General features: G+C 69.7%; 21 protein-coding genes and 1 other RNA gene. 12 read left to right on the plus strand and 10 right to left on the minus strand.

Going from position 1 to position 24,837, the window contains the following annotated elements; all coding sequences use genetic code 11:
• Nucleotides 1-27: 27 nt before the first annotated feature.
• The 3 genes from AC1PZ7_RS06815 to AC1PZ7_RS06825 all read right to left on the minus strand — a co-directional run bounded on the left by AC1PZ7_RS06815 (nucleotide 28) and on the right by AC1PZ7_RS06825 (nucleotide 5,508).
• A complete protein-coding gene (locus AC1PZ7_RS06815; RefSeq protein ID WP_482359585.1) occupies nucleotides 28-3,306 on the minus strand; it encodes an EAL domain-containing protein in 3,279 nt (1,092 codons plus the stop codon).
• 217 nt (nucleotides 3,307-3,523) lie between these two features.
• Nucleotides 3,524-4,486, minus strand: a complete 963-nt coding sequence (locus tag AC1PZ7_RS06820; protein WP_482358736.1) for a tetratricopeptide repeat protein — start codon at nucleotides 4,484-4,486, stop codon at nucleotides 3,524-3,526.
• A 131-nt stretch (nucleotides 4,487-4,617) separates the two neighbouring features.
• Nucleotides 4,618-5,508: a thiamine phosphate synthase gene (locus tag AC1PZ7_RS06825; RefSeq protein WP_482358737.1), complete on the minus strand. Its 891-nt coding sequence runs from the start codon at nucleotides 5,506-5,508 to the stop codon at nucleotides 4,618-4,620.
• 43 nt (nucleotides 5,509-5,551) lie between these two features.
• On the opposite strand from AC1PZ7_RS06825, the gene AC1PZ7_RS06830 reads away from it, so the two are divergent.
• On the plus strand, nucleotides 5,552-8,050 hold the full coding sequence (locus AC1PZ7_RS06830; protein ID WP_482358738.1) for a carbohydrate-binding family V/XII: 2,499 nt from the start codon (nucleotides 5,552-5,554) through the stop codon (nucleotides 8,048-8,050).
• A 190-nt stretch (nucleotides 8,051-8,240) separates the two neighbouring features.
• Here AC1PZ7_RS06830 and AC1PZ7_RS06835 read toward each other — a convergent pair whose 3' ends face one another.
• From AC1PZ7_RS06835 to tkt, 4 genes are all read right to left on the minus strand, one after another.
• Nucleotides 8,241-9,266 (minus strand): class I fructose-bisphosphate aldolase, encoded by a 1,026-nt coding sequence (locus AC1PZ7_RS06835; RefSeq protein ID WP_482358739.1) that lies wholly within the window; start codon nucleotides 9,264-9,266, stop codon nucleotides 8,241-8,243.
• Between the two features lie 133 nt (nucleotides 9,267-9,399).
• Complete coding sequence (locus AC1PZ7_RS06840; protein WP_482358740.1) at nucleotides 9,400-10,599, minus strand: phosphoglycerate kinase; 1,200 nt, start codon at nucleotides 10,597-10,599, stop codon at nucleotides 9,400-9,402.
• Nucleotides 10,600-10,678: 79 nt separating this feature from the next.
• Nucleotides 10,679-11,689: a type I glyceraldehyde-3-phosphate dehydrogenase gene (gene gap / locus AC1PZ7_RS06845; RefSeq protein WP_482358741.1), complete on the minus strand. Its 1,011-nt coding sequence runs from the start codon at nucleotides 11,687-11,689 to the stop codon at nucleotides 10,679-10,681.
• A 157-nt stretch (nucleotides 11,690-11,846) separates the two neighbouring features.
• A complete protein-coding gene (gene tkt, locus AC1PZ7_RS06850; protein ID WP_482358742.1) occupies nucleotides 11,847-13,838 on the minus strand; it encodes a transketolase in 1,992 nt (663 codons plus the stop codon).
• 349 nt (nucleotides 13,839-14,187) lie between these two features.
• Here tkt and AC1PZ7_RS06855 point away from each other — a divergent pair, with 349 nt between their 5' ends.
• From AC1PZ7_RS06855 to AC1PZ7_RS06880, 6 genes are all read left to right on the plus strand, one after another.
• Nucleotides 14,188-14,484: a DUF4164 domain-containing protein gene (locus AC1PZ7_RS06855; RefSeq protein ID WP_482358743.1), complete on the plus strand. Its 297-nt coding sequence runs from the start codon at nucleotides 14,188-14,190 to the stop codon at nucleotides 14,482-14,484.
• 9 nt (nucleotides 14,485-14,493) lie between these two features.
• Nucleotides 14,494-14,877 (plus strand): cell division protein ZapA, encoded by a 384-nt coding sequence (locus tag AC1PZ7_RS06860; RefSeq protein WP_482358744.1) that lies wholly within the window; start codon nucleotides 14,494-14,496, stop codon nucleotides 14,875-14,877.
• A gap of 243 nt (nucleotides 14,878-15,120) precedes the next feature.
• A complete protein-coding gene (locus AC1PZ7_RS06865; RefSeq protein WP_482358745.1) occupies nucleotides 15,121-15,912 on the plus strand; it encodes an inositol monophosphatase family protein in 792 nt (263 codons plus the stop codon).
• 132 nt (nucleotides 15,913-16,044) lie between these two features.
• On the plus strand, nucleotides 16,045-17,100 hold the full coding sequence (locus tag AC1PZ7_RS06870; protein ID WP_482358746.1) for a flagellar motor protein MotA: 1,056 nt from the start codon (nucleotides 16,045-16,047) through the stop codon (nucleotides 17,098-17,100).
• Nucleotides 17,100-18,134 (plus strand): peptidoglycan -binding protein, encoded by a 1,035-nt coding sequence (locus AC1PZ7_RS06875; protein WP_482358747.1) that lies wholly within the window; start codon nucleotides 17,100-17,102, stop codon nucleotides 18,132-18,134. Before AC1PZ7_RS06870 ends, AC1PZ7_RS06875 begins: the two co-directional genes overlap by 1 nt.
• 10 nt (nucleotides 18,135-18,144) lie before the next feature.
• Nucleotides 18,145-18,630 (plus strand): GNAT family N-acetyltransferase, encoded by a 486-nt coding sequence (locus tag AC1PZ7_RS06880; protein WP_482358748.1) that lies wholly within the window; start codon nucleotides 18,145-18,147, stop codon nucleotides 18,628-18,630.
• Between the two features lie 17 nt (nucleotides 18,631-18,647).
• On the opposite strand, the gene AC1PZ7_RS06885 is transcribed toward AC1PZ7_RS06880, so the two are convergent.
• Nucleotides 18,648-20,465 (minus strand): ABC transporter transmembrane domain-containing protein, encoded by a 1,818-nt coding sequence (locus AC1PZ7_RS06885; RefSeq protein ID WP_482358749.1) that lies wholly within the window; start codon nucleotides 20,463-20,465, stop codon nucleotides 18,648-18,650.
• A gap of 102 nt (nucleotides 20,466-20,567) precedes the next feature.
• Here AC1PZ7_RS06885 and rpmE point away from each other — a divergent pair, with 102 nt between their 5' ends.
• Nucleotides 20,568-20,792, plus strand: a complete 225-nt coding sequence (rpmE, locus tag AC1PZ7_RS06890) for a 50S ribosomal protein L31 (RefSeq protein WP_482358750.1) — start codon at nucleotides 20,568-20,570, stop codon at nucleotides 20,790-20,792.
• A gap of 143 nt (nucleotides 20,793-20,935) precedes the next feature.
• Here the strand turns inward: rpmE and AC1PZ7_RS06895 are convergent, their stop codons facing one another.
• Together AC1PZ7_RS06895 and AC1PZ7_RS06900 are read right to left on the minus strand one after the other, a co-directional pair.
• Complete coding sequence (locus AC1PZ7_RS06895; protein WP_482359586.1) at nucleotides 20,936-21,424, minus strand: DUF1465 family protein; 489 nt, start codon at nucleotides 21,422-21,424, stop codon at nucleotides 20,936-20,938.
• A gap of 352 nt (nucleotides 21,425-21,776) precedes the next feature.
• Complete coding sequence (locus tag AC1PZ7_RS06900; protein WP_482358751.1) at nucleotides 21,777-21,980, minus strand: DUF1192 domain-containing protein; 204 nt, start codon at nucleotides 21,978-21,980, stop codon at nucleotides 21,777-21,779.
• Nucleotides 21,981-22,135: 155 nt separating this feature from the next.
• Here AC1PZ7_RS06900 and AC1PZ7_RS06905 point away from each other — a divergent pair, with 155 nt between their 5' ends.
• The 4 genes from AC1PZ7_RS06905 to AC1PZ7_RS06920 all read left to right on the plus strand — a co-directional run bounded on the left by AC1PZ7_RS06905 (nucleotide 22,136) and on the right by AC1PZ7_RS06920 (nucleotide 24,834).
• Nucleotides 22,136-23,116, plus strand: a complete 981-nt coding sequence (locus tag AC1PZ7_RS06905) for an NAD(P)H-quinone oxidoreductase (RefSeq protein WP_482359587.1) — start codon at nucleotides 22,136-22,138, stop codon at nucleotides 23,114-23,116.
• A gap of 126 nt (nucleotides 23,117-23,242) precedes the next feature.
• Nucleotides 23,243-23,399, plus strand: a non-coding RNA gene (gene ssrS, locus AC1PZ7_RS06910) — 6S RNA.
• Between the two features lie 10 nt (nucleotides 23,400-23,409).
• Nucleotides 23,410-24,015, plus strand: a complete 606-nt coding sequence (locus tag AC1PZ7_RS06915; RefSeq protein ID WP_482358752.1) for a 5-formyltetrahydrofolate cyclo-ligase — start codon at nucleotides 23,410-23,412, stop codon at nucleotides 24,013-24,015.
• A 3-nt stretch (nucleotides 24,016-24,018) separates the two neighbouring features.
• Entirely contained in the window at nucleotides 24,019-24,834 is an 816-nt protein-coding gene (locus tag AC1PZ7_RS06920) for a TIGR00282 family metallophosphoesterase (protein ID WP_482358753.1), read from the plus strand.
• Nucleotides 24,835-24,837: the final 3 nt, after the last annotated feature.

Consider the following 24,837-nt stretch of genomic DNA (forward strand, 5'->3'; position numbering starts at 1 on the left):
CGCCCCGTGCCGCCCCGTCAGGGGCGGCTACGTGTCTGACGTCGGTGTCGTGGAAGCCGGCGCCGTGGAGGCCGGCGTCGTCGGCGCGAGGGGCCGCGGCGCGGCCGGGCGCGGCATTTGCGATGCCTGCCGGGCGAATTGCTGCGGCTGGGCGCCTGATGGGCTCCCGGCCTGCTGCATGCGGGCCATAGCCGCACTCTCCGACGCCCCGGCCGGTGCCGCCTCGGACCCCGGAGCCGCGGTATCGGCGGCGTCGGCTCCAACCGCCTCACGGACCGATTCCGCCGGCCTGGCGGCGGCCTTGGCGGCGGCGCCGGTCAGGGGGGCGGCCGCCGACGTCACGGCGGCGCGCGCGCCGCGCGAGAGCTGGCGCCCGCGCTCGAGCAGCGAGGTCGGCGCCTGCTCGGGCTGAAGACGCTTGCGGGCGTCCTCGGCGCTCATCGGCTCGCCGAACAGCCGGCCCTGCCCATAGCGGCAGCCGAGCTTGCCGAGAGCGGCGGCGACCTGCTCGGTCTCGATTCCCTCGGCGATGATGTCCATGCCGAGGTCGTGCGCCATGTTGATGATGGTGCGCAGGATGATCGGCCGCTGGGATTTGTTGCCGCTGCGCCCCAGCGCCTTCATGAAGGTGCGGTCGACCTTGATGCTGTCGAACGGGAAACGCTGGAGATAGGCGAGCGAGGAATAGCCGGTGCCGAAATCATCGAGCGTCAGCCCGGCGTCGAGCTCGCGGATGCGCATCAGGATCTGCGAGGCGTATTCCGGGTTCTCCATCGCCAGCGATTCCGCCAGTTCCAGCTTGAGCGTGCCGGGCGCCACGACATTGCGGGCGAGGACCGCCTTGAGGTCCTGCAGGAGGTCGTGGCGCAGCATGTGCCGCGAGGAGATGTTGACCGAGACGAAGATCGGCTCGCCGCGCAAGGTGCGCTGCCACACGCCGAGCTGGCGCGCGGCGGTGTCGAGCACGAAGAGGCCGAGATCGACGATCAGGCCGGTTTCCTCGGCGAGGCCGAGGAAGTCGTCCGGCCCGAGCGTGCCGAGCGTGGGGTGCTGCCAGCGCACCATGGCCTCGAATCCGGCGATGGCGCGGGTCGTGAGGTCGACGACCGGCTGGTAGATCACGCTGATCTCGTTGCGCTCCAGCGCCTGTCGCAGGTCCGCTTCCATCGTCAGGCGGTCGAGCTTGTGGGTGCGCATGGAGGGACGGAACACCTCGATGCGGTCGCCGCCGACACGCTTGGCGAAATACATCGCCAGTTCCGCGTCCTTCAGCATCTCGTTCGGGGTGCGCTTCTGGCCGTCGGCCAGCAGCAGCCCGATCGAGGCGGTGATGAAGATCTCGCGGTCGCCGAAGGTGATGGGTGCCCGCAGCGTGCGCCGCAGCGTGTCGGCGAAGGCGGTGATGCGCTCGGGGTCGCGCTCGGACAGCAGGATCAGCGCGAAATGGTCGCTGCCGAGGCGGGCGAGCGTGTCCTGCTGCTTGACGAGACGCATCAGCCGGCGGGCGACGGTCAGCAGGATGGAATCGCCGGCCGGCATGCCGAGGCTGGCATTGACCTGCTTGAAGCGGTCGAGATCGATCAGCATCACCGTTGGGCGGATCTGCTCGTCGGTGCGGGCGAGGCCGTTGGCGGCGGAGAGGCGGTCGAGGAACAGCTCGCGATTCGGCAGGCCGGTGAGATTGTCGTGCACCGCGTCGTGCAGCATGCGTTCTTCGGCGGTGCGGCTGTCGGTGACGTCCGACAGCGTGCCGATGCAGCGCACCACCTCGCCATCCGTGCCGACCACCGGCCGGGCACGCAGGTTGAACCAGAGATAATGGCCGTCATGGGCGCGCAGCCGGAAATCCTGGTCGATGCGCCCGCGCCGCTGGTCCAGCAGCCCGTCGAGCGTGGCGCGGAAACGGTCGCGGTCGCCGGGATGGATGATGTCGAGCCAGCCGGCGGCCTCGGTCTCCAGCGTGCCCTGCTTGAGACCCAGCATGTGCTCGGCCTCGGGGCTGACATGGATGCGGTCGGTATCGACGTCCCAGTCCCACACGATGTCGCCCGAGCCCGCCACCGCGAGCGCGCGGCGCTCCAGCTCCTGCGCGCTACCGGCTATCGAGCCGATGCCGGCGAAGGCGTGCTGCATCACGGTGAAGCCGATCAGCATGACGATCAGCACGAGGCCACCGAGCAGAGCCGGAGCGACGAGATCGTTGCCGATGCGGCCGGAGACCGCCATGCCGGCGGTGATCACCCACACGACCAGCAGGAACAGGGTCGGGATGATCAGGACCGCGCGGTCGTAGCGGTGCAGCGCCAGCCACACCACCACGCCGAAACCCATGAAGGACACGATGAGCAGCGAGGGGCGGGCGATGCCCGCCGCCGCCGAGGGATCGAGCAAGGCGAGGCCGACGATGGCGGCGAGGAAGACCAGCCAGCCGGCGGTGACATGGGCGTAGCGCACATGCCAGCGGTTGAGGTTGAGATAGGCGAACAGGAACACCACCAGCGTCGCAGCGAGGATCGCCTCGCCCGCCGCGCGCCAGAATTGCTGCGCCAGCGGCGAGATGCCGAACACCTTGCTCCAGAAGCCGAAATCGAGGCCGATATAGCCGAGCACCGCCCAGGCCAGCGCCGCGGCGGCCGGGAACATCGCGCTGCCCTTCACCACGAACAGGATGGTGAGGAACAGGGCCAGAAGGCCGGCGATGCCGATGACGATGCCGTTGTAGAGCGTGAAGCTGTTGACCTTGTCCTTGTAGGCTTCCGGCTCCCACAGATAGAGCTGCGGCAGGCCGCCATCGCCGAGCTCGGCCACCAGGGTCACCGTGGTGCCGGGGTCGAGCGTGATGAGGAAGACATCCGCGTCCGGTGCGTTCTGGCGCTCGGGGCGGAAGCCCTGGCTCGCCGTCACGTTGAGGATGCGCCGGTTGCCGAGGTCCGGCCAGAACACGCCCGAGCCGACCATGCGGTAGTGCGGCGCGACGATCAGCCGGTCGACCTGTTCGTCGGTGTTGTTGGCGAGGGCGAAGATCGCCCATTTGCTGCCGTCCGGTCCGGGCGCCACCGAACGTACCTCGATGCGACGGACAATGCCGTCCGCGCCGGGCACGGTGGAGACCTGGATACGGTCGGTGTCGCTGGTGCGGCGCTCCACGGCAGGTGCGAGATCGACAACCAGCGCGTCAAGCCGGATCGCCACCGCTTCCAGTGCCTGGGCCTTGGGCGCGCCGAGCAGCAACGTCGCCAACAGCAGCGTCGCCACCACCGCGAAAAGCCGGGAAAAATCCGGCCGGACGGGGGCAAGGCGCAGCATTTCCCGCGACGAGACTGGACGAACGATGGCCAAGCGACTTCCTCTGAATGCTGCTCTTGAACGCCCCCTGGAGGCCGCGTCGCCGGCTCCCCACGACGACGCGCCCCGATGAGTAACGGCGCCGCGCGGCCGGAGCAAGGCATGGCCGGCACCGCCTGCCGGCAGCACCGATGCCCGGTTGCCGCCGCTAGGCAGCTAATCCTCTGGAATTGGGTCGTTATTTGGACGCTTGCACCGGCAGCCAATAGGGCTCGGGGGGAGACCAAATTTTGACCCGGGCCTGGGCTTCGGCGCGTTGCTCCGGTGTCAGGCCGGCGACAAGCTTGTCGAGCATCGGGTCGTCGAGATTCTGCGCCTTGGCCGCGAGGTGCCACGCGGCGGCGGAGACCACGTCCTTGGGCGCGCCGCGGCCGGCGGAAAGGATGCGAGCGTAGCGGTTCGCGGCGATGGCGTTGCCATGCAACGCCGCCTTCCGGAACAGCTCGGCGGCGCGTTCCTCGTCCTTCGGCACGCCCATGCCGTTGAACACCGCGATGGCGAGTTCGGTGGTGGCGACGGCATTGCCGACTTCGCTGGCACGCTGCAGCAGCCGGGCCGACTCGATCAGGTCCTTCGGTACGCCATTGCCGTCGCGATAGAGCGAGGCCAGCGCATAGAGCGCGTCCGGCTGGTCGCGATCGGCGGCGCGCCTGAACCACTCGGCGGCGATGGCGGGCTCCTTCGGGGCCACCTGCCCCTGCAGGTAGATCAGGCCGAGATTGTAGGCCGCGCGCGCGCTGTCCTGCTCCGCCGCCTTGCGGAACATGTCAACGGCCTCGTCCTTGTTGGTCACCGAGGGTGAGGTCATCAGGATCGAGCCGAGGACGAAGAGTGCGTCCGGATTGCCCTTGCCCGCCGCGGCCTCGTACCACTGGCGCGCGGCGTCGGGGTTCTGGCGCACGCCGTAGCCCTGCGAGAGCAACTCGCCCGCCAGCACCATGGAAACGGCGTCGCCCTGTTCGTTGGCACGCTGCACGGCGAGGTCGAGCGCTGTCCTGTAGTGGCCACGCTGATAGGCGGCATAGGCCGGATCCGGCACCGGCGCGGCGCCAGTGGCCTCGGCGGGCTTGGCCGCGTCCCGCTTGGCCGCGCCCGGCTTGGCCGCAGTCCCCGGCTTGGCTTGCCCGGCCGGTTTGGGCACCGCGGGCTTCGGTGCTGCGGGGGCGGGTTGCTCCGGAGATTGCGCCGTCGCAGGCGCGGCGAGGGCCGCGAGAAGGCCGAGGATTCCCGCCAGTCTGACGGCAGCCGCGCCGACGGTGTGCGGCTCGCGCATCAGACGTCCCCGCTCGCGGCAAGGCGCTGGGCCAGGGCGCGGGCGCCTTCGCCCGGCGCGTCGAGCACGAGGTTGTCGACGGCGATGAAATCCGCGCCGGCCTCGACCAGCGCGTCGATCTCCTCCAGCGTACGGGCATAGGCGACGCAGGGCGGCTCGAAGAGCTGTGCCCACCATTCCGTGCGTTCCAGCGTCGCCTCGAAGGCCGGCCGGCGGCCCTCCGCGTCGGGCTCGCCGAACATCACATAGTCCGTCCCGTTCTCCGCCGCCGTCATGGCGTCGTGCTTGCTGCGCAGTCCGCCCGCCCCGACGATCCCGTGCGGGCGCAGGGCGGATGCTGCGGATTTCAGTGCGGCGACGCCTTCCAGGTGCGCGCCGTCGGCGCCGATGGCGACTGAAAGCGCGGCGTTGCCGTCGATCAGGCAGGCGGCGCCGACTGCATGGCATGCTGCCACCAACGGCTGCAGCTTCGCCCCTTCGGCGGCTGCAACACCGGGACGGAGCAGCACGGCGGCGACGTCGACCACCCCCCCGACGACGCCCAGCGCCTCGGCGCGCGCGGTGATGTCGGCCTCCGTCTCGCAAGGCGGTACCAGCACATAGAGCCGCGGCGCGGATCGCGCGGATTCGGTTTCGTGTCGGACGGGCGTACGAGCCATGAGAATCCAGCCAAGTGACGAGCTAAGAGGAAGCCATTCCGCAGGATGGCGGCGAAAGCGCGGCACGCCGCGTTTCTCTAGCGCGTCCGCCCCTCGCCGGTCCAGAGATTGCGCCGCTTCCGTCCCGCCCCAATGCGGTACTATTTTGATGTCAGGAATCGATCCCGCCGTTTTGCGAACGGTGCCTGTCTTATCGCCGTGAAGTGGCGGTGATATGGATTTGATGCCCATCCTGCCGGCTGTCGTCCGGCCCTCGCCGCCTGTTGGGGGAAATATGCTCCTTCGTCCTGCCCGATTTGCCCTTCTCACGGCCGCCGTCGCCATCGCCGCCACGCCGGTGCTCGCGCAGCAACCGGCCGCTCCTGCGACGCAGGCCGGCACGGCCACGTCGTCGTCGGCCATCCCGCCCGCGCTCGCCTGGCCGCGCAGCTTCGACCTCGGCGACAAGCTGCTGCAGGTCTACCAGCCGCTGATCGAGCAGTGGAACGGCGACCAGCTTTCCGGCCGCGCTGCCGTCGCCATCGGCCTGAAGCCGACCGGCTCGGCCTCGACCACGCCGACCTACGGCATCGCCCGCTTCACCGCGCGGGTGGCGGTCGACAAGCCGTCCAAGCTGGCGCAGCTCAGCAACATCGTCATCACCTCGGTCGACGTGCCGACCGATCCGTCGCAGGACGCGGTGCTGCTGAACGCGCTGCAGTCGCGCATCTCGCCGCAGGGCATGACCTTCGCGCTCGACCACCTGCTGACCAGCTACGCCGCCACCAAGCAGCTGGACAAGGAGATGACGCAGCCGGTCGAGAACACCCCGCCGCGCATCATCTTCGCCAACAAGCCGACCCTGCTGGTGCTGGTCGCCGGCAAGCCGGTGCCGCGCGCCATCGACGGCGTGCAGGGCTTCCAGCGCATCGTCAACACGCAGGTGCTGATGCTGGTCGACAGTGCCGGCCTCTATCATCTGCAGGCCGCCGGTACCTGGTACCAGGCGCCCGCCGTCGAGGGGCCGTGGACCGTCACCGCCCAGCCCGATCCCTCGCTCGAGGCGGCCGGCGGCACGGCGACCTATGAGGAGCCGGCGCAGACCATGCTGCCGGCGAACGGCCAGAAGCCGGCCACGCCGCCGGCGATCGTGGTTTCGACCACGCCGACCGAGCTGGTGATCACCGCCGGCGAGCCGCAGATGGTGCCGGTGGGCGGCACGGCGCTGCTGCGTGTCAGCAATGCCGACCACGCGATCATCCTCGATCCCACGAACAACCAGTATTACGTGCTGATCTCCGGCCGCTGGTTCCGCGCCGCCGGCTATGCCGGGCCGTGGAGCTTCGTGCCCGGCACCAGCCTGCCGGCGAGCTTCGCCAAGATCGCGCCGACCGATCCGGCCGCGAATGCCCTGGTGTCGGTGCCCGGCACGCCGCAGGCCAAGGAGGCGGTGATCGCCGCCTCCGTGCCGCAGACCGCGACCATCAAGCGCGATACCAAGCTCACCATCCAGTATGATGGCGGCGCGCCGAAATTCGAGCCGATCAAGGGCACCATACTGAGCTATGCGGTGAACACCCGCACGCCGGTGATCCAGCTCGACGCCACGCGCTACTACGCGCTGTTCCAGGGGGCGTGGTTCGTCTCCGGGACGCCGTCCGGCCCGTGGTTCGTCGCCGATGTGGTGCCGGCCGCCATCTACACCATCCCGGTGTCGTCGCCGCTGCACTACGTCACCTATGTGCGGGTCTACGCCTCGACCGCCGACGTCGTGACGGTCGGCTACACCCCTGGTTACATGGGCGTGGTGATCGAGCCGGGCGGCACGGTGGTGTACGGCACCGGCTACAACTGCATCGGCTATGTCGGCACCTACTGGTATGGCTGCCCCGCCACCTATGGCTATGACGCGGCCTTCGCCTGGACGACCGGCTTCGCCTTCGGCTACGACGCGGCCTTCGGCTGGGGGGCGATGTATCCCTGGTGGGGGCCGTACTGGCGTCCCGGCCCGTGGGGTGGCCCCTGGGCCGGCGTCGACCTCGCCCGGACCAACATCTACGGCGCCTGGGGCGGCGCGGCCACCTGGGACCACGCCTGGGGCGTCGGCCCCTATGGCACGGCCTGGGCCGGCAACGCCGTGCATGGCGTGACCGGCTGGGGCACCGGTTTCGCCGGCCGTTCGGGCGCGGCCTTCAACCCGTGGACCGGCAATTACGCCGCCGGCCGCTCGGCCGCGTTCTTCAACCCCTATACGGGCGCGCATGGCGAGGCGCGCGCCGGCGTCGAGGGCAATGCCTATACCGGCAACGCCGTCGCAGGCCGGGAATCGGCCGGGTACAACCCGACGACGGGTGTTGGCCATGCCTCGCAGACCGGCGTGAGCGATGTCGACGGGCATGTGCAGGCCGACAGCCGTGGCGTCGCCGGCGATGCCAAGACCGGCAATGCGGTGGCGTGGAACAACGGCCACGTCTACACCGACCACGACGGCAGCATTCACCAGTACGACGCCAATAATGGCTGGCAGCACCAGTCCATCGACGGCTGGAAGGGCGATACCGATGCCGACCAGGTCGGCCGGCTCGACCAGCAGCGCCAGTTCCAGGGCTATGGCGACCAGCGCGCCGACAGCTTCGCCCGCGCCGGCGGCTATGACAGCTTCGGCGGCGACCGTTTCGGCGGTTATGGCGGCGGCTATGGTGGCGGCTTCCACGACGATTTCGGCGGCGGTGGCGGCTTTGGCGGCGGCTTCCGCGGTGGCTTCGGGGGAGGCTTCGGCGGCGGGCGCCGCTGAGCCGGCTTTCCCGGTCGCCGGACGATCACGAGCGCCGCCCTTCGGGGCGGCGTTCTCTTTTCCGGTGCGTGCCGTGCTCGCGCCCGCGGTTCGGCGGCGGCGTCGCCGGTCCGGAGCGGGCGGCACCAACAAAAACGCCGCCCCGGAGGGCGGCGTTTCCATCTTGGGGTACCCGAAAGACGATGGCGGCTCAGGCCGCCTTCTTCTGCTCCAGCTCGGGCGTCCACTGACCCAGCGCCGCCAGATAGTTCATCTTCGCGCGGTGGGTGAAGGCGGCCTGGCCGGCGGCGATGTTCTCGGGCTTGCCGGACCATGCCTTCTGCGGCGCCGCCTGCAGGGCGCGGCCATAGGAGAAGGTGAGGTTCCAGGGCAGCCCGCCGCCGCGGATCATGGCGTCGAGATGGGCCGTGGCCTCCTCGTCGGACTGGCCGCCGGAGAGGAAAGCGACGCTCGGAATGGCGGTCGGCACGCAATTCTTGAGGCAGCGCACGGTCTTTTCCGCGACTTCCTCGACCGAGGCCTGCTTCTGCGACTTCCGGCCGGCGATGACCATGTTCGGCTTCAGCACGGTGCCTTCGAGCTTCACGCGGCCGTAGAAGAGCTGCTGGAACACCTCCTTCAGCACCCATTCGGTCACGTCGTAGCAGCGGTCGATGTCGTGGTCGCCGTCCATCAGCACTTCCGGCTCGACGATCGGCACGATGCCGGCCGCCTGCGCCAGCGCCGCATAGCGGGCGAGCGCCTGCGCATTGGCGAGGATCGAGGTGTAGCTCGGGATGTGGCTGCCGATGTCGATCACCGCGCGCCACTTCGCGAAGCGGGCGCCGAGATCGTAATATTCCTTGAAGCGCTGGCCGAGGCCGTCGAGGCCCTCGGTGATGGTCTCGCCCGGGCAGCCGGGCTGCGGCCGGGCGCCGAGATCGACCTTGATGCCCGGAATGGAGCCGGACCGCTCGATCAGCTGGACCAGCGTGGTGCCGTCCTGGGCCTGCTGGCGAATGGTCTCGTCGAAGAGGATGACGCCGGAGATGTACTGCGACATCGCCTCTTCGGACCGGAACAGCATCTCGCGATAGTCGCGCCGATTCTCGAAGGTGGACTCGACCCCGATCGCGTCGAAGCGCTTCTTGATCGTGCTGGCACTCTCGTCGGCGGCGAGGAGGCCCTTGCCGCCCGCCGCCAGCTTGTACGCAACCTCTTCGAGGCTTGCCGTCATATCTCTCTCCCGCGCGAAACAGACCGGACGGCTCCGCGGCCGGATCGAGCGCGGGGCCGGACCAGTCGGATGTATAGCACCCGGGCGGCGAAATCCCGAAACGCGGGACGGCGCGTCGCCCGGGTGCGGTTCTTCAGCGTCTCAGGGCTTCGACCCCCGGCAACGCCTTGCCTTCCAGCCATTCGAGGAAGGCACCGCCCGCCGTCGACACATAGGTGAAGCGGCCGGCGACGCCGGCATGGTTGAGCGCCGCCACCGTGTCGCCGCCGCCGGCAACCGACAGAAGCCGGCCGGCGTCGGTGAGTTCCGCCGCCGCCTTGGCGACCGCCACGGTGGCGGTGTCGAAGGGCGGCAGTTCGAAGGCGCCGAACGGGCCGTTCCACACCACCGTCTTCGCCGTCTTCAGCCGGGCGACGACGTTGGCGACGGAGGCCGGGCCGGCGTCGAGCATCATCTCGTCGGGCTTGATGTCGTCCACCGAGGCGACGCGGTGCGGGGCGTTGGCCTTGAACTCGGTCGCCGCCAGCGCGTCGACCGGCAGCACGATCTCGCAGCCCGCAAGCGTGGCCTTTTCGAGGATCTCGCGCGCCGTGCCGGCGAGGTCGTGTTCGCACAGCGACTTGCCGACATTCTTGCCCTGCGCGGCGAGGAAGGTGTTGGCCATGCCGCCGCCGATGACGAGGATGTCGACCTTGGCGACGAGATTGCCGAGCAGGTCGAGCTTGGACGAGACCTTGGCGCCGCCGACCACGGCGAGCACCGGACGCTCCGGCTTCTCCAGCGCCCTGGCCAGCGCCTCAATCTCCTCCTGCATGCAGCGGCCGGCATAGGCCGGCAGCTTGTGCGCGAGGCCCTCGGTCGAGGCATGGGCGCGGTGGGCGGTGGCGAAGGCGTCGTTGACATAGAGGTCGCCGAGCCGGGCCAGCGCCGCGACGAAGTCGGGATCGTTCTTCTCTTCCCGCTTGTCGAAGCGGGTGTTCTCCAGCAGCAGCACCTCGCCGGGCTGGAGCTTCGCCACGGCGGCCTCGGCCACCTCGCCGATGGTGGCGGGGGCGAAGGCGACGGGCTTGCCGAGCCGGCTCGCCACTTCAGCGGCGATGGGGGCCAGTGACAGCGCCGGGTCCTCGCCCTTGGGGCGGCCGAAATGCGCCAGCAGGATCACCTTGCCGCCCTTGTCCGAAATCTCGCGGATGGTGGGCAGCACGGCCTGGATGCGGGTGTCGTCGGTGACGCGGCCGTTGTCGACGGGAACATTGAGGTCGACGCGCACGAGCACGCGCTTATTGGCGACGTCGGCGTCATCGAGCGTACGAAAGGCGGAAGCCTCGCTCATGGTCTTCTCCCTTGGATTGTTGATCTTGGATGCGAAACGGCCGGACCTCCTTGGCGGGAGGCCCGGCCGGGCCGAATGTTCAGATCAGCTTTCCGAGGGCGACCGCCGTGTCGGACATGCGGTTCGAGAAGCCCCATTCATTGTCGTACCAGGACAGCACCCGGACGAAATTGCCTTCCAGCACCTTGGTCTGGTCGAGGTGGAAGATCGAGGAATGCGGGTCGTGGTTGAAGTCGGTGGAGACGTTGGGCTGGTCGGTGATGCCGAGGATGCCCTTGAGCGGGCCGCTCGCGGCCGCCGCCTTGATCGCCTCGTTGATCTCCTCCTTCGTCACCTTCTTCCGGGCGACGAACTTGAAGTCGACCACCGAGACGTTCGGGGTCGGCACGCGGATCGAGGTGCCGTCGAGCCGGCCGGCGAGTTCCGGCAGCACGAGGCCCACCGCCTTGGCGGCGCCGGTGGTGGTCGGGATCATCGACAGCGCCGCGGCGCGGGCGCGGTAGAGATCCTTGTGCATGGTGTCCAGCGTCGGCTGGTCGCCGGTGTAGGAGTGGATCGTCGTCATGAAGCCGTGGTCGATGCCGACGGCGTCGTTCAGCACCTTGGCCACCGGCGCGAGGCAGTTGGTGGTGCAGGAGGCGTTGGAGACGACGAGGTGGTCCTTCGTCAGCTTGTCATGGTTGACGCCGTAGACGACCGTCAGGTCGGCGCCTTCCGCCGGGGCGGAGACGAGCACGCGCTTGGCGCCGGCGGTCAGGTGCGCGGCGGCCTTGTCGCGCGCGGTGAAGATGCCGGTGCATTCGAGCGCGATGTCCACGCCCAGCGCCGCGTGCGGCAGTTCGGCCGGATTGCGCACCGCCGTCACCTTGATCGGCCCGCGGCCGACGTCGATGGTGTCGCCGTCGACCTTCACCTGGCCGGGGAACCGGCCATGGACACTGTCGAAGCGGAACAGGTGCGCGTTGGTCTCGACCGGACCGAGGTCATTGATGGCGACGACTTCGATATCGGTGCGGTCGGACTCGATGATGGCCCGCAGCACATTGCGACCGATGCGTCCGAAGCCGTTGATGGCGACCTTGAGCGTCATGCGTTTTTCCCCAGGTAAGCTGTCTCATCACGATCCGCGCGAGGGCCTCATAGCGCGGCGGACGCTACGACACCAGTCGCACTTTTGACGCTGCTAGCTGGGCGCAGAGCTGGCGCATGTTGCATGCGCCAGCTGCATGGCTTGTCTTCGGAACGGCTCAGCGCTTCAGGCGGCTGAGCGCGGTCGCGACGACGGCTTCGGGGGTGATGCCGAAATGGGCGAACACCTCGGGCGCCGGGCCGGAGGCGCCGAAGCCCCTCATGCCGATGAAGGCGGCGTCCGAACCGACGATCTCGTCCCAGCCCTGGCGGATCAGCGCCTCGATGGCGATCTTCACCGGCGCCTTGCCGACCACCTGGCGGCGGCTCTCCTCGGGCTGGTTCAGGAACAGCTCGAAGCACGGCACGGAGACCACGCGGGTCGGCACGCCCTGCGCCTCGAGGGTCTCGCGCGCCTTCATGGCCAGCGAGACTTCCGAGCCGGAGGCGAAGAGCGAGACCTGCGCCTCGTCGGAGGCGCTCGCCAGCTCATAGGCGCCGCGCGCGGTGAGGCAGCGTTCGGTCTCGTCGGTGCGCAGCAGCGGCAGGTTCTGGCGGGTCAGCGCCATCACGCTCGGGCCGGTCTTGTGCTCCAGCGCCAGCTTCCATGCCTCGGCCGTCTCCACCGTGTCGCAGGGACGGAACACCAGCAGGTTCGGAATGGCGCGCAGCGCGGCGATCTGCTCCACCGGCTGGTGGGTCGGGCCGTCCTCGCCCACGCCGATCGAATCATGGGTGAAGACGTAGACCACCCGCACGCCCATCAGCGCCGCGAGGCGGATCGAGGGGCGGCAATAGTCGGAGAAGACGAGGAAGGTGCCGCCATAGGGGATGAAGCCGCCATGCAGGGCGATGCCGTTCATCGCCGCCGCCATGCCGTGCTCGCGAATACCCCAGTTCACGTAGCGGCCGTCATATTTCGGCGGCTCGACATAGACCGAGGTCGCCTTGGTCTTGGTGTTGTTGGAGTGGGTGAGGTCGGCCGAGCCGCCCACCATCTCCGGCAGCGCCTCGGTAAGGGCTTCCAGCACGATCTCCGACGACTTGCGGGTGGCCACCGCGCCGCCATCGGCACGGGCCTTGGCAATGACGGCGGCAACCGTCTCGCCGAGCTTGGAGGGCAGGTCGCCGCGCACGCGGCGCTCGAACTCGCCGCGCAGGGCGACGTCGGCCTCGTTCAGCCGCTGGTTCCAGTTCTTGTGCGCCTGGCGCGCGCGCAGGCCGGCGAGGCGCCACGCGTCGAGCACGTCGCTGGGAATGACGAAGGGCTCGTATTCCCAGTTCAGGAAGGCGCGGGCGGCGGCGATCTCGGCGGCGCCGAGCGGGGCGCCATGCACGGCATTGGTGCCGCCCTTGTTGGGCGCGCCATAGCCGATGGTGGTGCGGCAGGCGATCAGCGTCGGCTTGTCGCTGGTCTTGGCGCGCTCCAGGGCGGCGAGGATGGCGTCGGGATCATGGCCGTCGATGCGGGTCGCGTTCCAGCCCGACGCCTCGAAGCGGGCGAGCTGGTCGGTCGCCACCGACAGGGCGGTCGAGCCGTCGATGGTGATGTGGTTGTCGTCCCACAGCACCGTGAGCTTGTTCAGCTTCTGGCGGCCGGCGATCTCGATCGCCTCCTCCGAGAGGCCTTCCATCAGGCAGCCGTCGCCCGCGATCACATAGGTGTGGTGGTCGACGAGGTCGGCGCCGAACTGGGCGGCGAGCATGCGCTCGGAGAGCGCGAAGCCGACCGAGTTGGCAAGGCCCTGGCCGAGCGGGCCGGTGGTGGTCTCGACGCCGACGGTGTGGCCATATTCCGGGTGACCCGGCGTGCGCGAGCCGAGCTGGCGGAAATTCTTGATGTCGTCGATCGTCATGCCCTCATAGCCCGTGAGGTAGAGCAGGGCATAGAGCAGCATGGAGCCGTGGCCGGCGGAGAGGATGAAGCGGTCGCGGTCCGGCCAGTGTGGATCGGCCGGATCGTATTTCAGGACCTTTCCGAACAGGACAGTGGCCACGTCGGCCATTCCCATGGGCATGCCGGGATGGCCGGACTTGGCGGCTTCGACGGCGTCCATGGCCAGTGCCCGAATGGCATTGGCCATGCGATCGTGCTTCTCGCGGTTCGACATGAGGGCGGATGTCTCCGAGGGGAATGCGTTGACGTTCTTCTAAAGGTGCGGCGACGTGTAGGGCCGCGCGGGCCGAGCGGCGATGCTCCGAGGGCTGACCTGCTCAGCATGCGGGCAGAGGGCGCGCGAGTGATAGCACCACCCGGCGCGGTGTCAAAGGCGTCGCCCGGGAGCGTGGCCGGCGCGGCGCGCGTGGCCGGGAGCGGCTCGCGCCGCGCCGCGCGGTTGACGCTATGTCGGGCGGCAGGCTCAATATCGCCGGAATCACTTGGCGATATCGTCCGTTAAACATTCTATTGAACAGTCTGTTTGACGGTCTTCTGGACAGATCGGGACGAGCGGAGAGGCCATGAACGCGCCGGCAGCGGGCGAGCTGACAGTACTGGAAGCCGCGCTCAGGCGCTTCGATGGCGCGGTCGACGCGCTCGAAGCGGCGGTCGAGCGGCGGCTGGAGGTCGAACGGCAGGAAGCCGCGCTCGCCCAGCAGCTCCACGTGCTCGGGGCCGACCGGTCCCGCCTCGCCGATGCGCTTGACGGCGCGCAGGCGCGAGCGGAGCGGCTGGAAGGTGCCAATGAGGAGGTCGCGCGCCGGCTCGGCAGTGCCATGGAAACCATCCGCGCGGTGCTCGCCGCGCATGAGCGCTGAGGGGCGACAATGGCCTATGTGACCATCAGCATCGGCGGGCGCGCCTACCGCATGGCGTGCGACGACGGCCAGGAGGACCACCTCAGCGGCCTCGGCGAGGAGGTCGATGCCCGCATCGACCAGCTGCGCGCGGCCTTCGGCGAGATCGGCGACCAGCGCCTGGGCATCATGGCGGCCATCACCATCGCCGACGAACTCAGCGAGGCGCGCCGCCGCCTGCGCGCGCTGGAGCAGGAGGTGGCCTCCGAGCGCGCCGCCCGCAGCGTGGCGACGCAGCGCCTGGGCGAGACCGAGTCGCGGGTCGCCGGCGCCGTGCTCTCCGCCGCCGAGAGGCTGGAACGGCTTTCCCGCGAGCTCGGCACGAGTCCCTCCGGCGGAGTGGGGATGGGCTGAGGTCGGCTGCGGCCGGTCTTGCCAACCCTTCCCGCCATCCCGTCCCCGGCGCCGGCGCGGCGGGCCGGCGCGGTCCGATCCGGCGGATGACTCTGGCATGAATTATCACGGCGGCCCGGCCGGACGAGGCGCGCCGCCGACGGCCGCCGCGGGGGCGCTGCGCACTTGACGTGGCCAGCCGCGCGGCGCACAGGAGCACTCCATCTTTCGTTGCTCCCGCCCGCGCCGCATCTGGAATCCGACATGATCCGCACCGCCCTGATGACCGTCATGGTCCAGGCCGTCCGCAAGGCCGGCCGCTCCCTGATCCGCGATTTCGGGGAGGTCGAGAACCTGCAGGTTTCACTGAAGGGACCGGCGAATTTCGTCTCCAACGCCGACCGCAAGGCCGAGCGCATCCTGCAGGAAGAACTCACCAAGGCGCGGCCGAACTACGGCTTCATCATGGAGGAGAGCGGCGAGATCGACGGCGCCGACGAGAGCCATCGCTGGATCATCGACCCGCTCGACGGAACGACCAACTTCCTGCACGGCATCCCGCTGTTCTGCGTCTCGCTGGCGCTGGCGCGCGACGGCGTGCCGGTGGCGGGGGTGATCTACAATCCCGTCACCGACGAATTGTTCGTGGCCGAGAAGGGCGCCGGCGCCTTCATGAACGACCGTCGCATCCGGGTGGCGGCGCGGCGCAACCTGGCGGACAGCGTCGTGTGCTGCGGATTGCCGCATATGGGGCGCGGCGACTTCGGCCAGTTCGGCCGCGAATACGCCACCATCGCCCCGAAGGTGGCGGGCCTGCGGCGCACCGGATCGGCCGCGCTCGACCTCGCCTGGGTGGCCGCCGGCCGCTTCGACGCGTTCTGGGAGCGGGGGTTGAGCCCCTGGGACATGGCCGCCGGAATCGTGCTGGTGCGCGAGGCGGGCGGCTATGTGTCGGACCTCGAGGGCGGCGACAAGATGCTGGCCAAGGGCGACATCATCGTCGGCAACGAGACGGTGCGGCGCGACCTGCTGACACTGGTCAACAAGGCCCAGTAGGCGACGCGGCGGTAGAGAGATGACGTCGCCCGCGCGTGCCCCTGCGTTCCATTTCCGTCCGGCTGTGGCATAGTCCGGCGCGAAGGGCGGTCACTCGGGCCATCGCCACCCTTCGCAGGGACGGCCACCGGTATGAACGCGACGGATTCGTTTCATAAATTGTCATCGCCCCGCATCTTCCTGGTGCGGATGTTCGTCTTCATATTGCTCTGCGTGGCACTCGCCTCCGTCCTGCACGAGCCGATCTGGCGGGCCTTCCTCAACAATCCCGGACTGAACGGCGTCATCTTCGGCGTGCTGCTGATCGGCGTCATCTTCGCCTTCCGCCAGGTGGTGCGCCTGCTGCCGGAAGTCGAATGGGTGAACAGCTTCCGCATTGCCGATCCGGGCATCGAGGTGCCGCGCGCGCCGGTGCTGCTGGCGCCGATGGCGGCGCTGCTCGGCGACCGCGTCGGCCGCATGTCGATCTCCCAGGCGACGATGCGCGGCATTCTGGAATCAATCGGCACCCGCCTCGACGAGGCCCGCGACCTGCTGCGCTATCTCACCGGCCTGCTCGTCTTCCTCGGCCTGCTCGGCACGTTCTGGGGCCTTCTGGAGACGGTCAGCTCGATCGCCCGGGTGATCAGCTCGCTCGATGTCGGGCCGGAATCGGCATCGGTGCTCGATACGCTGAAGACCGGCCTTGCCGCGCCGCTCGGCGGCATGGGCATCGCCTTCTCCTCCTCGCTGTTCGGCCTTGCCGGTTCGCTGGTGCTGGGCTTCCTCGACCTGCAGGCCGGGCAGGCGCAGAACCGCTTCTACATCGACCTGGAAGACTGGCTCTCGACGACGGTCGAGGATCTCGGCACGGAGGCCGCCCGCACCCGCGGGCCGGTTCCGGTGCCGTCTCACACGATGCCGATCGGCCCCCTGCCGCTGCCGCCACCGCCGGCCCCGGCGCCGGATTTCAGCGATCTTTCCGCGGCGATCGCGCGGCTTGAGCGCACCATGACCGAGGCCGGCTCGCAGCGCGTCACCACCGCCATGGCGCATCTGGCCGAAAGCCTGCAGGGCCTCGTGCAGCACATGCGCAGCGAGCAGCAGATGGTGCGCGACTGGGTCGAGGCCCAGGCTGAGCAGCAGAGCGACATCAAGCGCCTGCTAGAGCGCATCGCCGAGGGCCAGTCGGATCGCGAGCGCGCCTGATGGCACTGGGACGCTCCCGCCGTGGCGACCGCCACATCGACTACTGGCCCGGCTTCGTCGACGCGCTGTCGACCCTGCTGCTGGTCTTCGTCTTCCTGCTCTCGGTCTTCGTGCTCGCGCAGTTCGTGCTCACGCAGGAGATCGGCTCGAAGGACAACGCGATGGCGCGCCTGCAGGCGCAGATTCGCGAACTGACCGACCTGCTGGCGCTGGAGCGCGCCAACGATTCCGAGTCGGAGAGCCAGATCGGCGCCCTGCGCGCGAGCCTGCTGCGGCTCGAACAGGAGCGCGACGTGCTGCGCGACGCCGCGACGGCGGTCGCCGCGCCGGAGGACATCGCCGCCGCCCAGAGCCGCAGTGCCGAGCTCGCCCGCGAGCTGGGGCAGGAGAAGGACGCCACCGCGCAGGCAGCCTCGCAGATCGCCATCCTCAACCAGCAGATCGCCGCGCTGCGCCGGCAGATCGCGGCGCTGGAGCAGGCGCTGGAAATCTCCGACCAGAAGGACAAGGAAAGCCAGTCGCGCCTCGCCGATCTCGGCCGCCGGCTGAACGTCGCCCTGGCCCAGCGCGTGCAGGAGCTGACGCGCTACCGCTCGGAATTCTTCGGGCGGCTGCGCACCATTCTCGGCGAGCGGCCCGACGTGCGCGTGGTCGGCGATCGCTTCGTGTTCCAGTCGGAGATCTTCTTCGACCTCGCCTCGGCGGAGCTGCGCCCGGATGCGCTGCCCGCGCTCGACAAGCTTGCCGCCGCGCTGGTGCAGCTGGAAAAGGAAATCCCGCCCGATATCGCCTGGGTACTGCGGGTCGACGGCCACACCGACAACCGGCCGATCTCGACGCCGCTGTTTCCCTCGAACTGGGAGCTTTCCGCGGCGCGCTCGATCGCCGTGGTCGAGTATCTCGCCCGCAACGGCGTGGCGCCCCAGCATCTCGTCGCCGCCGGCTTCGGCGAGTACCAGCCGATCGATCCGGGCGAGAGCGACGAGGCACGGGCCCGCAACCGCCGCATCGAACTGAAGCTGACCGAGAGATGATCGCACGGCGATGAACGCTCCGCTGCCTGCCGTGCTGACGGGGTTCGACTGGAGCCGCATGCCGGCCATGACCGACCTGTGGGTCGAATCCTGGCAGGAGGCGATGCCGGAAATCGACTTCGAGGCGCGGCGCGGCTGGCTGTGCCACCGCATCGGCACGCTGATCGACGAGGGCGCCGTCATCGAGCTGGCGCTGGAAGCCGGCGAGGGCGGGGCGCCCGGGCGGCTGCTGGGCTTCGTCTCGGTGCATCCGTCCACCGGCTATGTCGACCAGCTCGTGGTGCACCCCGACCATTGGGGCGAGGGTGTCGCCAGCCGCCTGGTCGAGGCCGCCGCGCTCCGCTCGCCCGCGCATCTGTCGCTCGACGTGAACGAGCAGAACGAGCGGGCGGTGCGCTTCTACGAGAAGGCCGGCTTCACGGTCGTCGGGCACGGGATGAACCCGACCTCCGGCCGCCCCACCCTGCGGATGGAGCGGACGGGCCCGAAGGGCTGAGCGGCCCGCGCCTGGCTTCAGGCGCCGCGGTTCTCGCCGAACTGCAGCGCCGCGAGCCGGGCATAGAGGCCGCCCTGCGCGACGAGGCTGGCATGGGTGCCCTCCTCGACGACGCGCCCGCCTTCCATCACCAGGATGCGATCGGCCGACAGCACGGTGGCGAGCCGGTGCGCGATGACGAGCGTGGTGCGGCCCTGCATCGAGCGGTCGAGCGCGCGCTGCACCAGCGTCTCGCTCTCGGCATCGAGCGCGGAGGTGGCCTCGTCCAGCAGCAGGATCGGCGCCCGGCGCAGGATCGCGCGGGCGATGGCGATGCGCTGGCGCTGGCCGCCCGACAGCGTCACGCCGCGCTCGCCGACCGGCGTGTCCCAACCCGCGGGCAGGCGGGCGACGAACTCGTCGGCAACCGCCAGACGCCCGGCCTCCTCGACCTCGGCGTCGCTGGCGTCGGGCCGGCCGAGGCGGACATTCTCGCGGATCGAGGTGGCGAAGATGGCGACGTCCTGCGGCACCAGCGCGATGCGGGCGCGCACCGCCTCCGGATCGGCGCTGGCGATGTCGACGCCGTCCACCGTCACCCGGCCGGAGACGGGATCGTAGAAGCGCAGCAGGAGCTGGAACAGCGTGCTCTTGCCGGCGCCGGACGGGCCGACCACGGCGACGCGCTCGCCGGGCTTGACCGCGAAGCTCACGCCGTCGAGGGCGGTCACATCCGGCCGCGCGGGATAGGCGAAGGCGACCTGCTCGAAGGCGACGGCGCCCAGCGCCGGCTCCGGCAGTGGCACGGGCAGGGCGGGGCGCGTCACCTTCGGGCGCTCGTGCAGCAGTTCGGCGATGCGCTCGGTGGCGCCGGCGGCCTGCGAGATTTCGCCCCAGACCTCGCCGAGCTGGCCGAGCCCGCTCGCCGCCAGCACGGCGTAGAGCACGAACTGGCCGAGCGTGCCGGCGGTCATGGAGCCGGCCAGCACGGCATTGGCGCCGGCCCACAGGATGCCGACCACGCTGGCGAAGACGAGGAAGATGCCGAAGCCGGTGAGCCAGGCGCGCGCCCGCACCGCCTGGCTGGCCGCGCTGAAGGCCAGCTCCACCTCGCCGGCGAAGTGGCGGGAGGCGGCGGCCTCGGCGGTGTTGGCCTGCAGGCTGCGCACCGCGCCGATGGCCTCGGCGGCATAGGCGGAGGCTTCCGCCAGCGTGTCCTGCGCGCCGCGCGAGCGCCGGCGCACGCCCCGCCCGGCGCCGAGCAGCACCGCGACGATGACCGGGATGGCGATCAGCAGCGTGGCGGAGAGCCAGGGGCTGGTCACCACCATCATCGCCGCCGCGCCGAAGAACAGCACGATGTTGCGCAGCGCGATGGAGGCGGAGGCGCCGACGGCGGACTTGATCTGCGTGGTGTCGGCGGTGAGCCGCGAGATCAGCTCGCCCGACTTGGCGCCGTCATAGAAGGCGCCGTCGAGGGTGAGCACATGGGCGAAGAGCTGCGAGCGCAGGTCCGCCACGATGCGCTCGCCCAGCGTCATCACGAGGTAGTAGCGGGCCGCCGAGGCGACCGAGAGCACGGCCACCACGCCGATCATCACGCCGAAATAGCGGTCGATGAAACCGGCATGGCTCTCGTCGAAGCCGTAATCGATCATTCGCCGCACCGCGATCGGCACCACGAGCGTGGCGATCGCGGCGACCAGCAGCGCCATGAGCGCGGCCAGCGCCCGGGCGCGATAGCGCAGCAGGTGCGGCCAGAGCGCCATGAGCGGCCTGAGGCGCGGGCGCCGTGCGCCGGTCTTGTCCGGCGAAGGAGTCGTGGAAGGCTGGGAGGCGGCTTGTGTCACAGGCATGTCTCGGTTATAGAGCCGCTCGGATTTCCGGCAGGATCGTTTTGTAGATCGCCGCGTGGCTCCCGCGAGGGGCCGGCCGTGCGGCGGCTGAGGATGCTACCCATGAAGAGCGACATCCATCCCGACTACCACTTCGTCAAGGTGGTGATGACGGACGGCACCGAGTACACGACCCGGACGACTTGGGGCAAGGAGGGCGATGTCCTCCAGCTCGATATCGATTCGACCTCGCACCCGGCCTGGACCGGCGGCACCGGGCAGCTGCTCGACCGCGCCGGCCGCGTGTCGAAGTTCCAGAAGAAGTTCGCGGGCTTCCTCAAGGCCTGATCGGCCCTGCGGAGCGGCGTCTGGCCGACCCCTGCGGGCCGGTCCGGCGATTTCGGCGAAGCGACGACATCGACCCTCGCGCCGGGCTCGGCCTTGCGCGAGGTTTTTCGTTTGCGCGCCCGGGCTCGTCTGCGCGCCCCGGTTCATCGCGGTTCGAACGCGCTGCGCAGCCGGCCGATCTGCCCGGCGACGGCGTTCGGCCGCAGCTCGGCCGGCGAGGCGGGCATCGGCGCGGCGAGCGCGGCGTCGAGCTGGCCGATCTGCCGCTGCAGTTCGTGGCTGCGCACGATGAGTTCCACGAGGTCGGCCGGCAGCAGGGCTTCCTCGTCCATATCGCGCGGCGCGCCGCGAAGGTCGATCTTGCCGGCCTCGCGGCGGGCGGTGTCCTGCGCCATTTCCCCCTCCGCCACGGCACGCCGCAGCAGGAGCCAAGAGGCGAGCTGCATCAGCCGCGTGGAGAGCCGCATGCTCTGCTGGGCGTAGGCGGCGAGCGCCGGACGGGAAAGCGCGCGGCTGGCCGCACGTCCCGCGCCGTCGAGATAGGCGGCGGTCTCGTCGACCAGATCCATGCCTTCGCGGAACAGCGTGGCGAAGGCGGGCGAGGCCAGGCGGCGTTCGGCGAGCCGGATCATCTGCCCGCGAGCCGCGCCGGCGCCGGCGTCGCCGCCAGCATTGCCGGTGGCCTCGTCCTCGCCCGAACCTTCCCGGAAACTGCCCATCGCCTCGACCACGCACACTGCACCGCGCCGGCGATACGCGCCGGCACCCCAGTCTGTCGCGCAGCGCGGACGTGCTGTCCAGTCGCCTCGGCCCGGAGCGGCGTGGGATTACGGGGAAGAAAAAAGAGCCGCCCGGATGGGGCGGCTCGAAAAGTGATAGACAGGGATGCGTCAAACAGAGTGGACAGAAGCCACTCGCGGTCAAAACTGGACCGGCCACAGTAATAGTTCGGAAAGCTTAATGCCGGGTTAAGTCGTCGGCTGCTCAACGCTTGAAGAAGTTCTCGGCGGCGGTGCGCGAGGAGCGCTTGGCCTCGAGTGCCACCTTCAGCCGCTCGATCTCGGCGGCGAGCTGGCCGATGCGCTCCTCGATCTCGGTCTCCGACAGGGTGGAAAGGTCGGTGCCGACCGCATGCCCCAATGGTTGCCGGACGGGGGCCGAGGGAAACAGATCGTCGTCGATCGCCATGGCGTCACTCCTGTTCAGGTTCTGCACGCCTGTTCCAATCTAGTGTCTGCCGGCGCCGGTTGCCAGCCGTGACGGCTTGACCTACGACGGGCCGACATCTTCGACAGGACGAGGAAGACGCCGTGACCGAGCTGCCCGTTGAGCTGCCTGCCACCATGACCGCCATCGGCCTGCCGACCCCCGGCGGCCCGGAAGCCCTGGTTCCCGAGCAGCGCCCGGTGCCAAGGCCCGGCGCAGGCGAGATCCTGGTCAAGGTGGCGGCGGCCGGCGTCAACCGGCCGGACGTGATGCAGCGCAAGGGGTTCTATCCGCCGCCGCCCGGTGCCTCCGACATTCCCGGCCTGGAGATCGCCGGCGAGGTGGTCGCCCTCGGCGAGGACGTCACGCGCTGGAAGATCGGCGACAAGGTGTGTGCGCTGGTCTCCGGCGGCGGCTACGCGCAGTACTGCCTCGCCGACGAAGGCGCGGCGCTGCCGGTGCCGGCCGGGCTTTCCATGGTCGAGGCGGCGGCGCTGCCGGAGACCTTCTTCACCGTCTGGACCAATGTGTTCGACCTCGCTGGGCTGAAGGCGGGCGAGCGCTTCCTGGTGCATGGCGGCACCTCCGGCATCGGCACGACGGCGATCCAGCTCGCCAAGGCCTTCGGCGCCACCGTGTTCGCCACGGCCGGCAGCGCCGAGAAATGCGAGGTCTGCCGCCAGCTCGGCGCGGACGTCGCCATCGACTACAAGAGCGAGGATTTCGTCGCCGTGGTGAAGGAGAAATCCGGCGGCAAGGGCGTCAACGTCATCCTCGACATGGTCGGCGGCTCCTATATCGGCCGCAATTACGAGGCCGCCGCGCCGCTCGGGCGCATCGTGCAGATCGCCTTCATGGAAGGCTCCAAGGTGCAGATCGACTTCATGCGGCTGATGCTGAAGCGCCTCTCGCATATGGGCTCGACCCTGCGCTCGCGCCCCAAGGCGGAAAAGGCGCTCATCGCCGCCTCGCTCCTGGAGAAGGTCTGGCCGCTCCTCGAGGCGGGCACGATCAAGCCGGTGCTGGACCAGACCTTCCCGCTGGCGAAGGCCAGCGAGGCGCATGCCCGCATGGAAACCAGCGCGCATATCGGCAAGATCATGCTCACGGTGGGGTGAGCTTTCCCGAACCCCGTAATCGCGGCCAGCCTTTCGGCCGGGATGACGATGCCCGCTCACCGAAAGCTGTTCACCTGCGCCCCGGTCCCTCTGGTAATCCCGCCCGTCGCGTCCTAGATTTAGCGTGCGGTGCTGCAAGGTTCGTCAGGAGAACATATTCCCCGGGGCCTTATCGATCTCAAAGGGAGCTGTCCCTGACCGGACCCGTGGGTCCGGACACACGGCGCCCACCTACGTTGTAGGTTCCCGGGATCGATCCTCCAACGGCCATTGCGGCTCCGCGCTTATTCATCATGCCCCATCCAACCGACGCGCAACTCGATAAGGCTGGCCTGCGCTCCGCGGCTCTCGCACGGCGGGCGGCGCTGGACTGCGACGCGCGCGACGCCGCCGCCGAGGCCGCGGCGATTCATGCGATGGAGTGGCTCGGCAGCGTGAGCGGCGAAGTGGTTTCCGTCTTCGCGCCGATCGGCGCCGAGATTTCCACCGACCCGCTGGTGCGCCGGCTGCGAGCGGTGGGTGCCAGCGTCGCGCTGCCGGTCGTGCTGATGTGCGGCAAGCCGCTGATCTTCCGCCTGTGGGAACCGGGCGAGGAACTGGTGCCTTCCGCCGGCCCCGGCCGCTTTTCGATCCCCGCCCCGCCGGAAACCGCCCCGGCCGTCTCGCCGGACGTGCTGGTGGTGCCGCTCGCCGCCTTCGATGCGCGCGGCCACCGGCTCGGCTATGGCGCCGGCTTCTACGACCGCACGCTGGCGCTGCTGCGCCGGGCCAAGCGCATCGAGGCGCTGGGCTATGCCTTCGCCGTGCAGGAGCTGGCCGCCGTGCCGGCCGAGCCGCATGACGAACGGCTCGACGCCATCGCCACGGATGCCGGCATCGTGCGCCCGGCAGAGGAATAGCTCATGCGCCTTCTCTTTCTCGGCGACGTCGTGGGGCGCGCCGGACGTCAGGTCGTGCTCGAACACCTGCCGCGCCTGCGCGCGGCCTGGTCGCTGGATTTCGTGGTGGTGAACGGGGAGAACGCCGCCGGCGGCTTCGGCATCACCGAGGCGATCTACGAGGAATTCGTCGAGGCCGGCGCCGACGCGGTGACGCTCGGCAACCATGCCTTCGACCAGCGCGAGGCGCTGGTCTTCATCACCCGCGCCTCGCGCCTCGTGCGTCCGGCCAATTTTCCGCCCGGCACGCCGGGACGCGGCGCGGCGCTCGTGGAGGCCCGCAGCGGCGCGCAGGTGCTGGTCGTCAACATGATGGGCCGCGTCTTCATGGACCCGCTGGACGACCCCTTCGCCGCCATCGACCGTGAGCTCGACGCGGCCCCGCTGGGGCAGGTGTCGGACGCGGTGATCGTCGATTTCCACGCCGAGACGACCAGCGAGAAGCAGGCCTTCGGCCATTGGTGCGACGGGCGCGCCAGCCTCGTGGTGGGCACCCATACCCATGTGCCGACCGCCGACCACCGCATCCTGCCGGGCGGCACCGCCTATCTCACCGATGTCGGCATGTGCGGTTCCTATGACGGGGTGATCGGCATGGACAAGGAGGAACCGTTGCGGCGCTTCACCCGCAAGATCGGCTCCTCGCGCTTCGAGCCGGCCACCGGTCCCGGTACGCTGTCGGGTCTCGCGGTGGAGACGGACGCGGCCGGCCGGGCCGTGGAGGTCGCGCCGGTGCGCCTGGGCGGCGTGCTGGAGCCGGTGGTGCCGTCCTTCTGGTAGCGC

This window comes from Ancylobacter sp. TW_SC_1 (assembly GCF_056836805.1).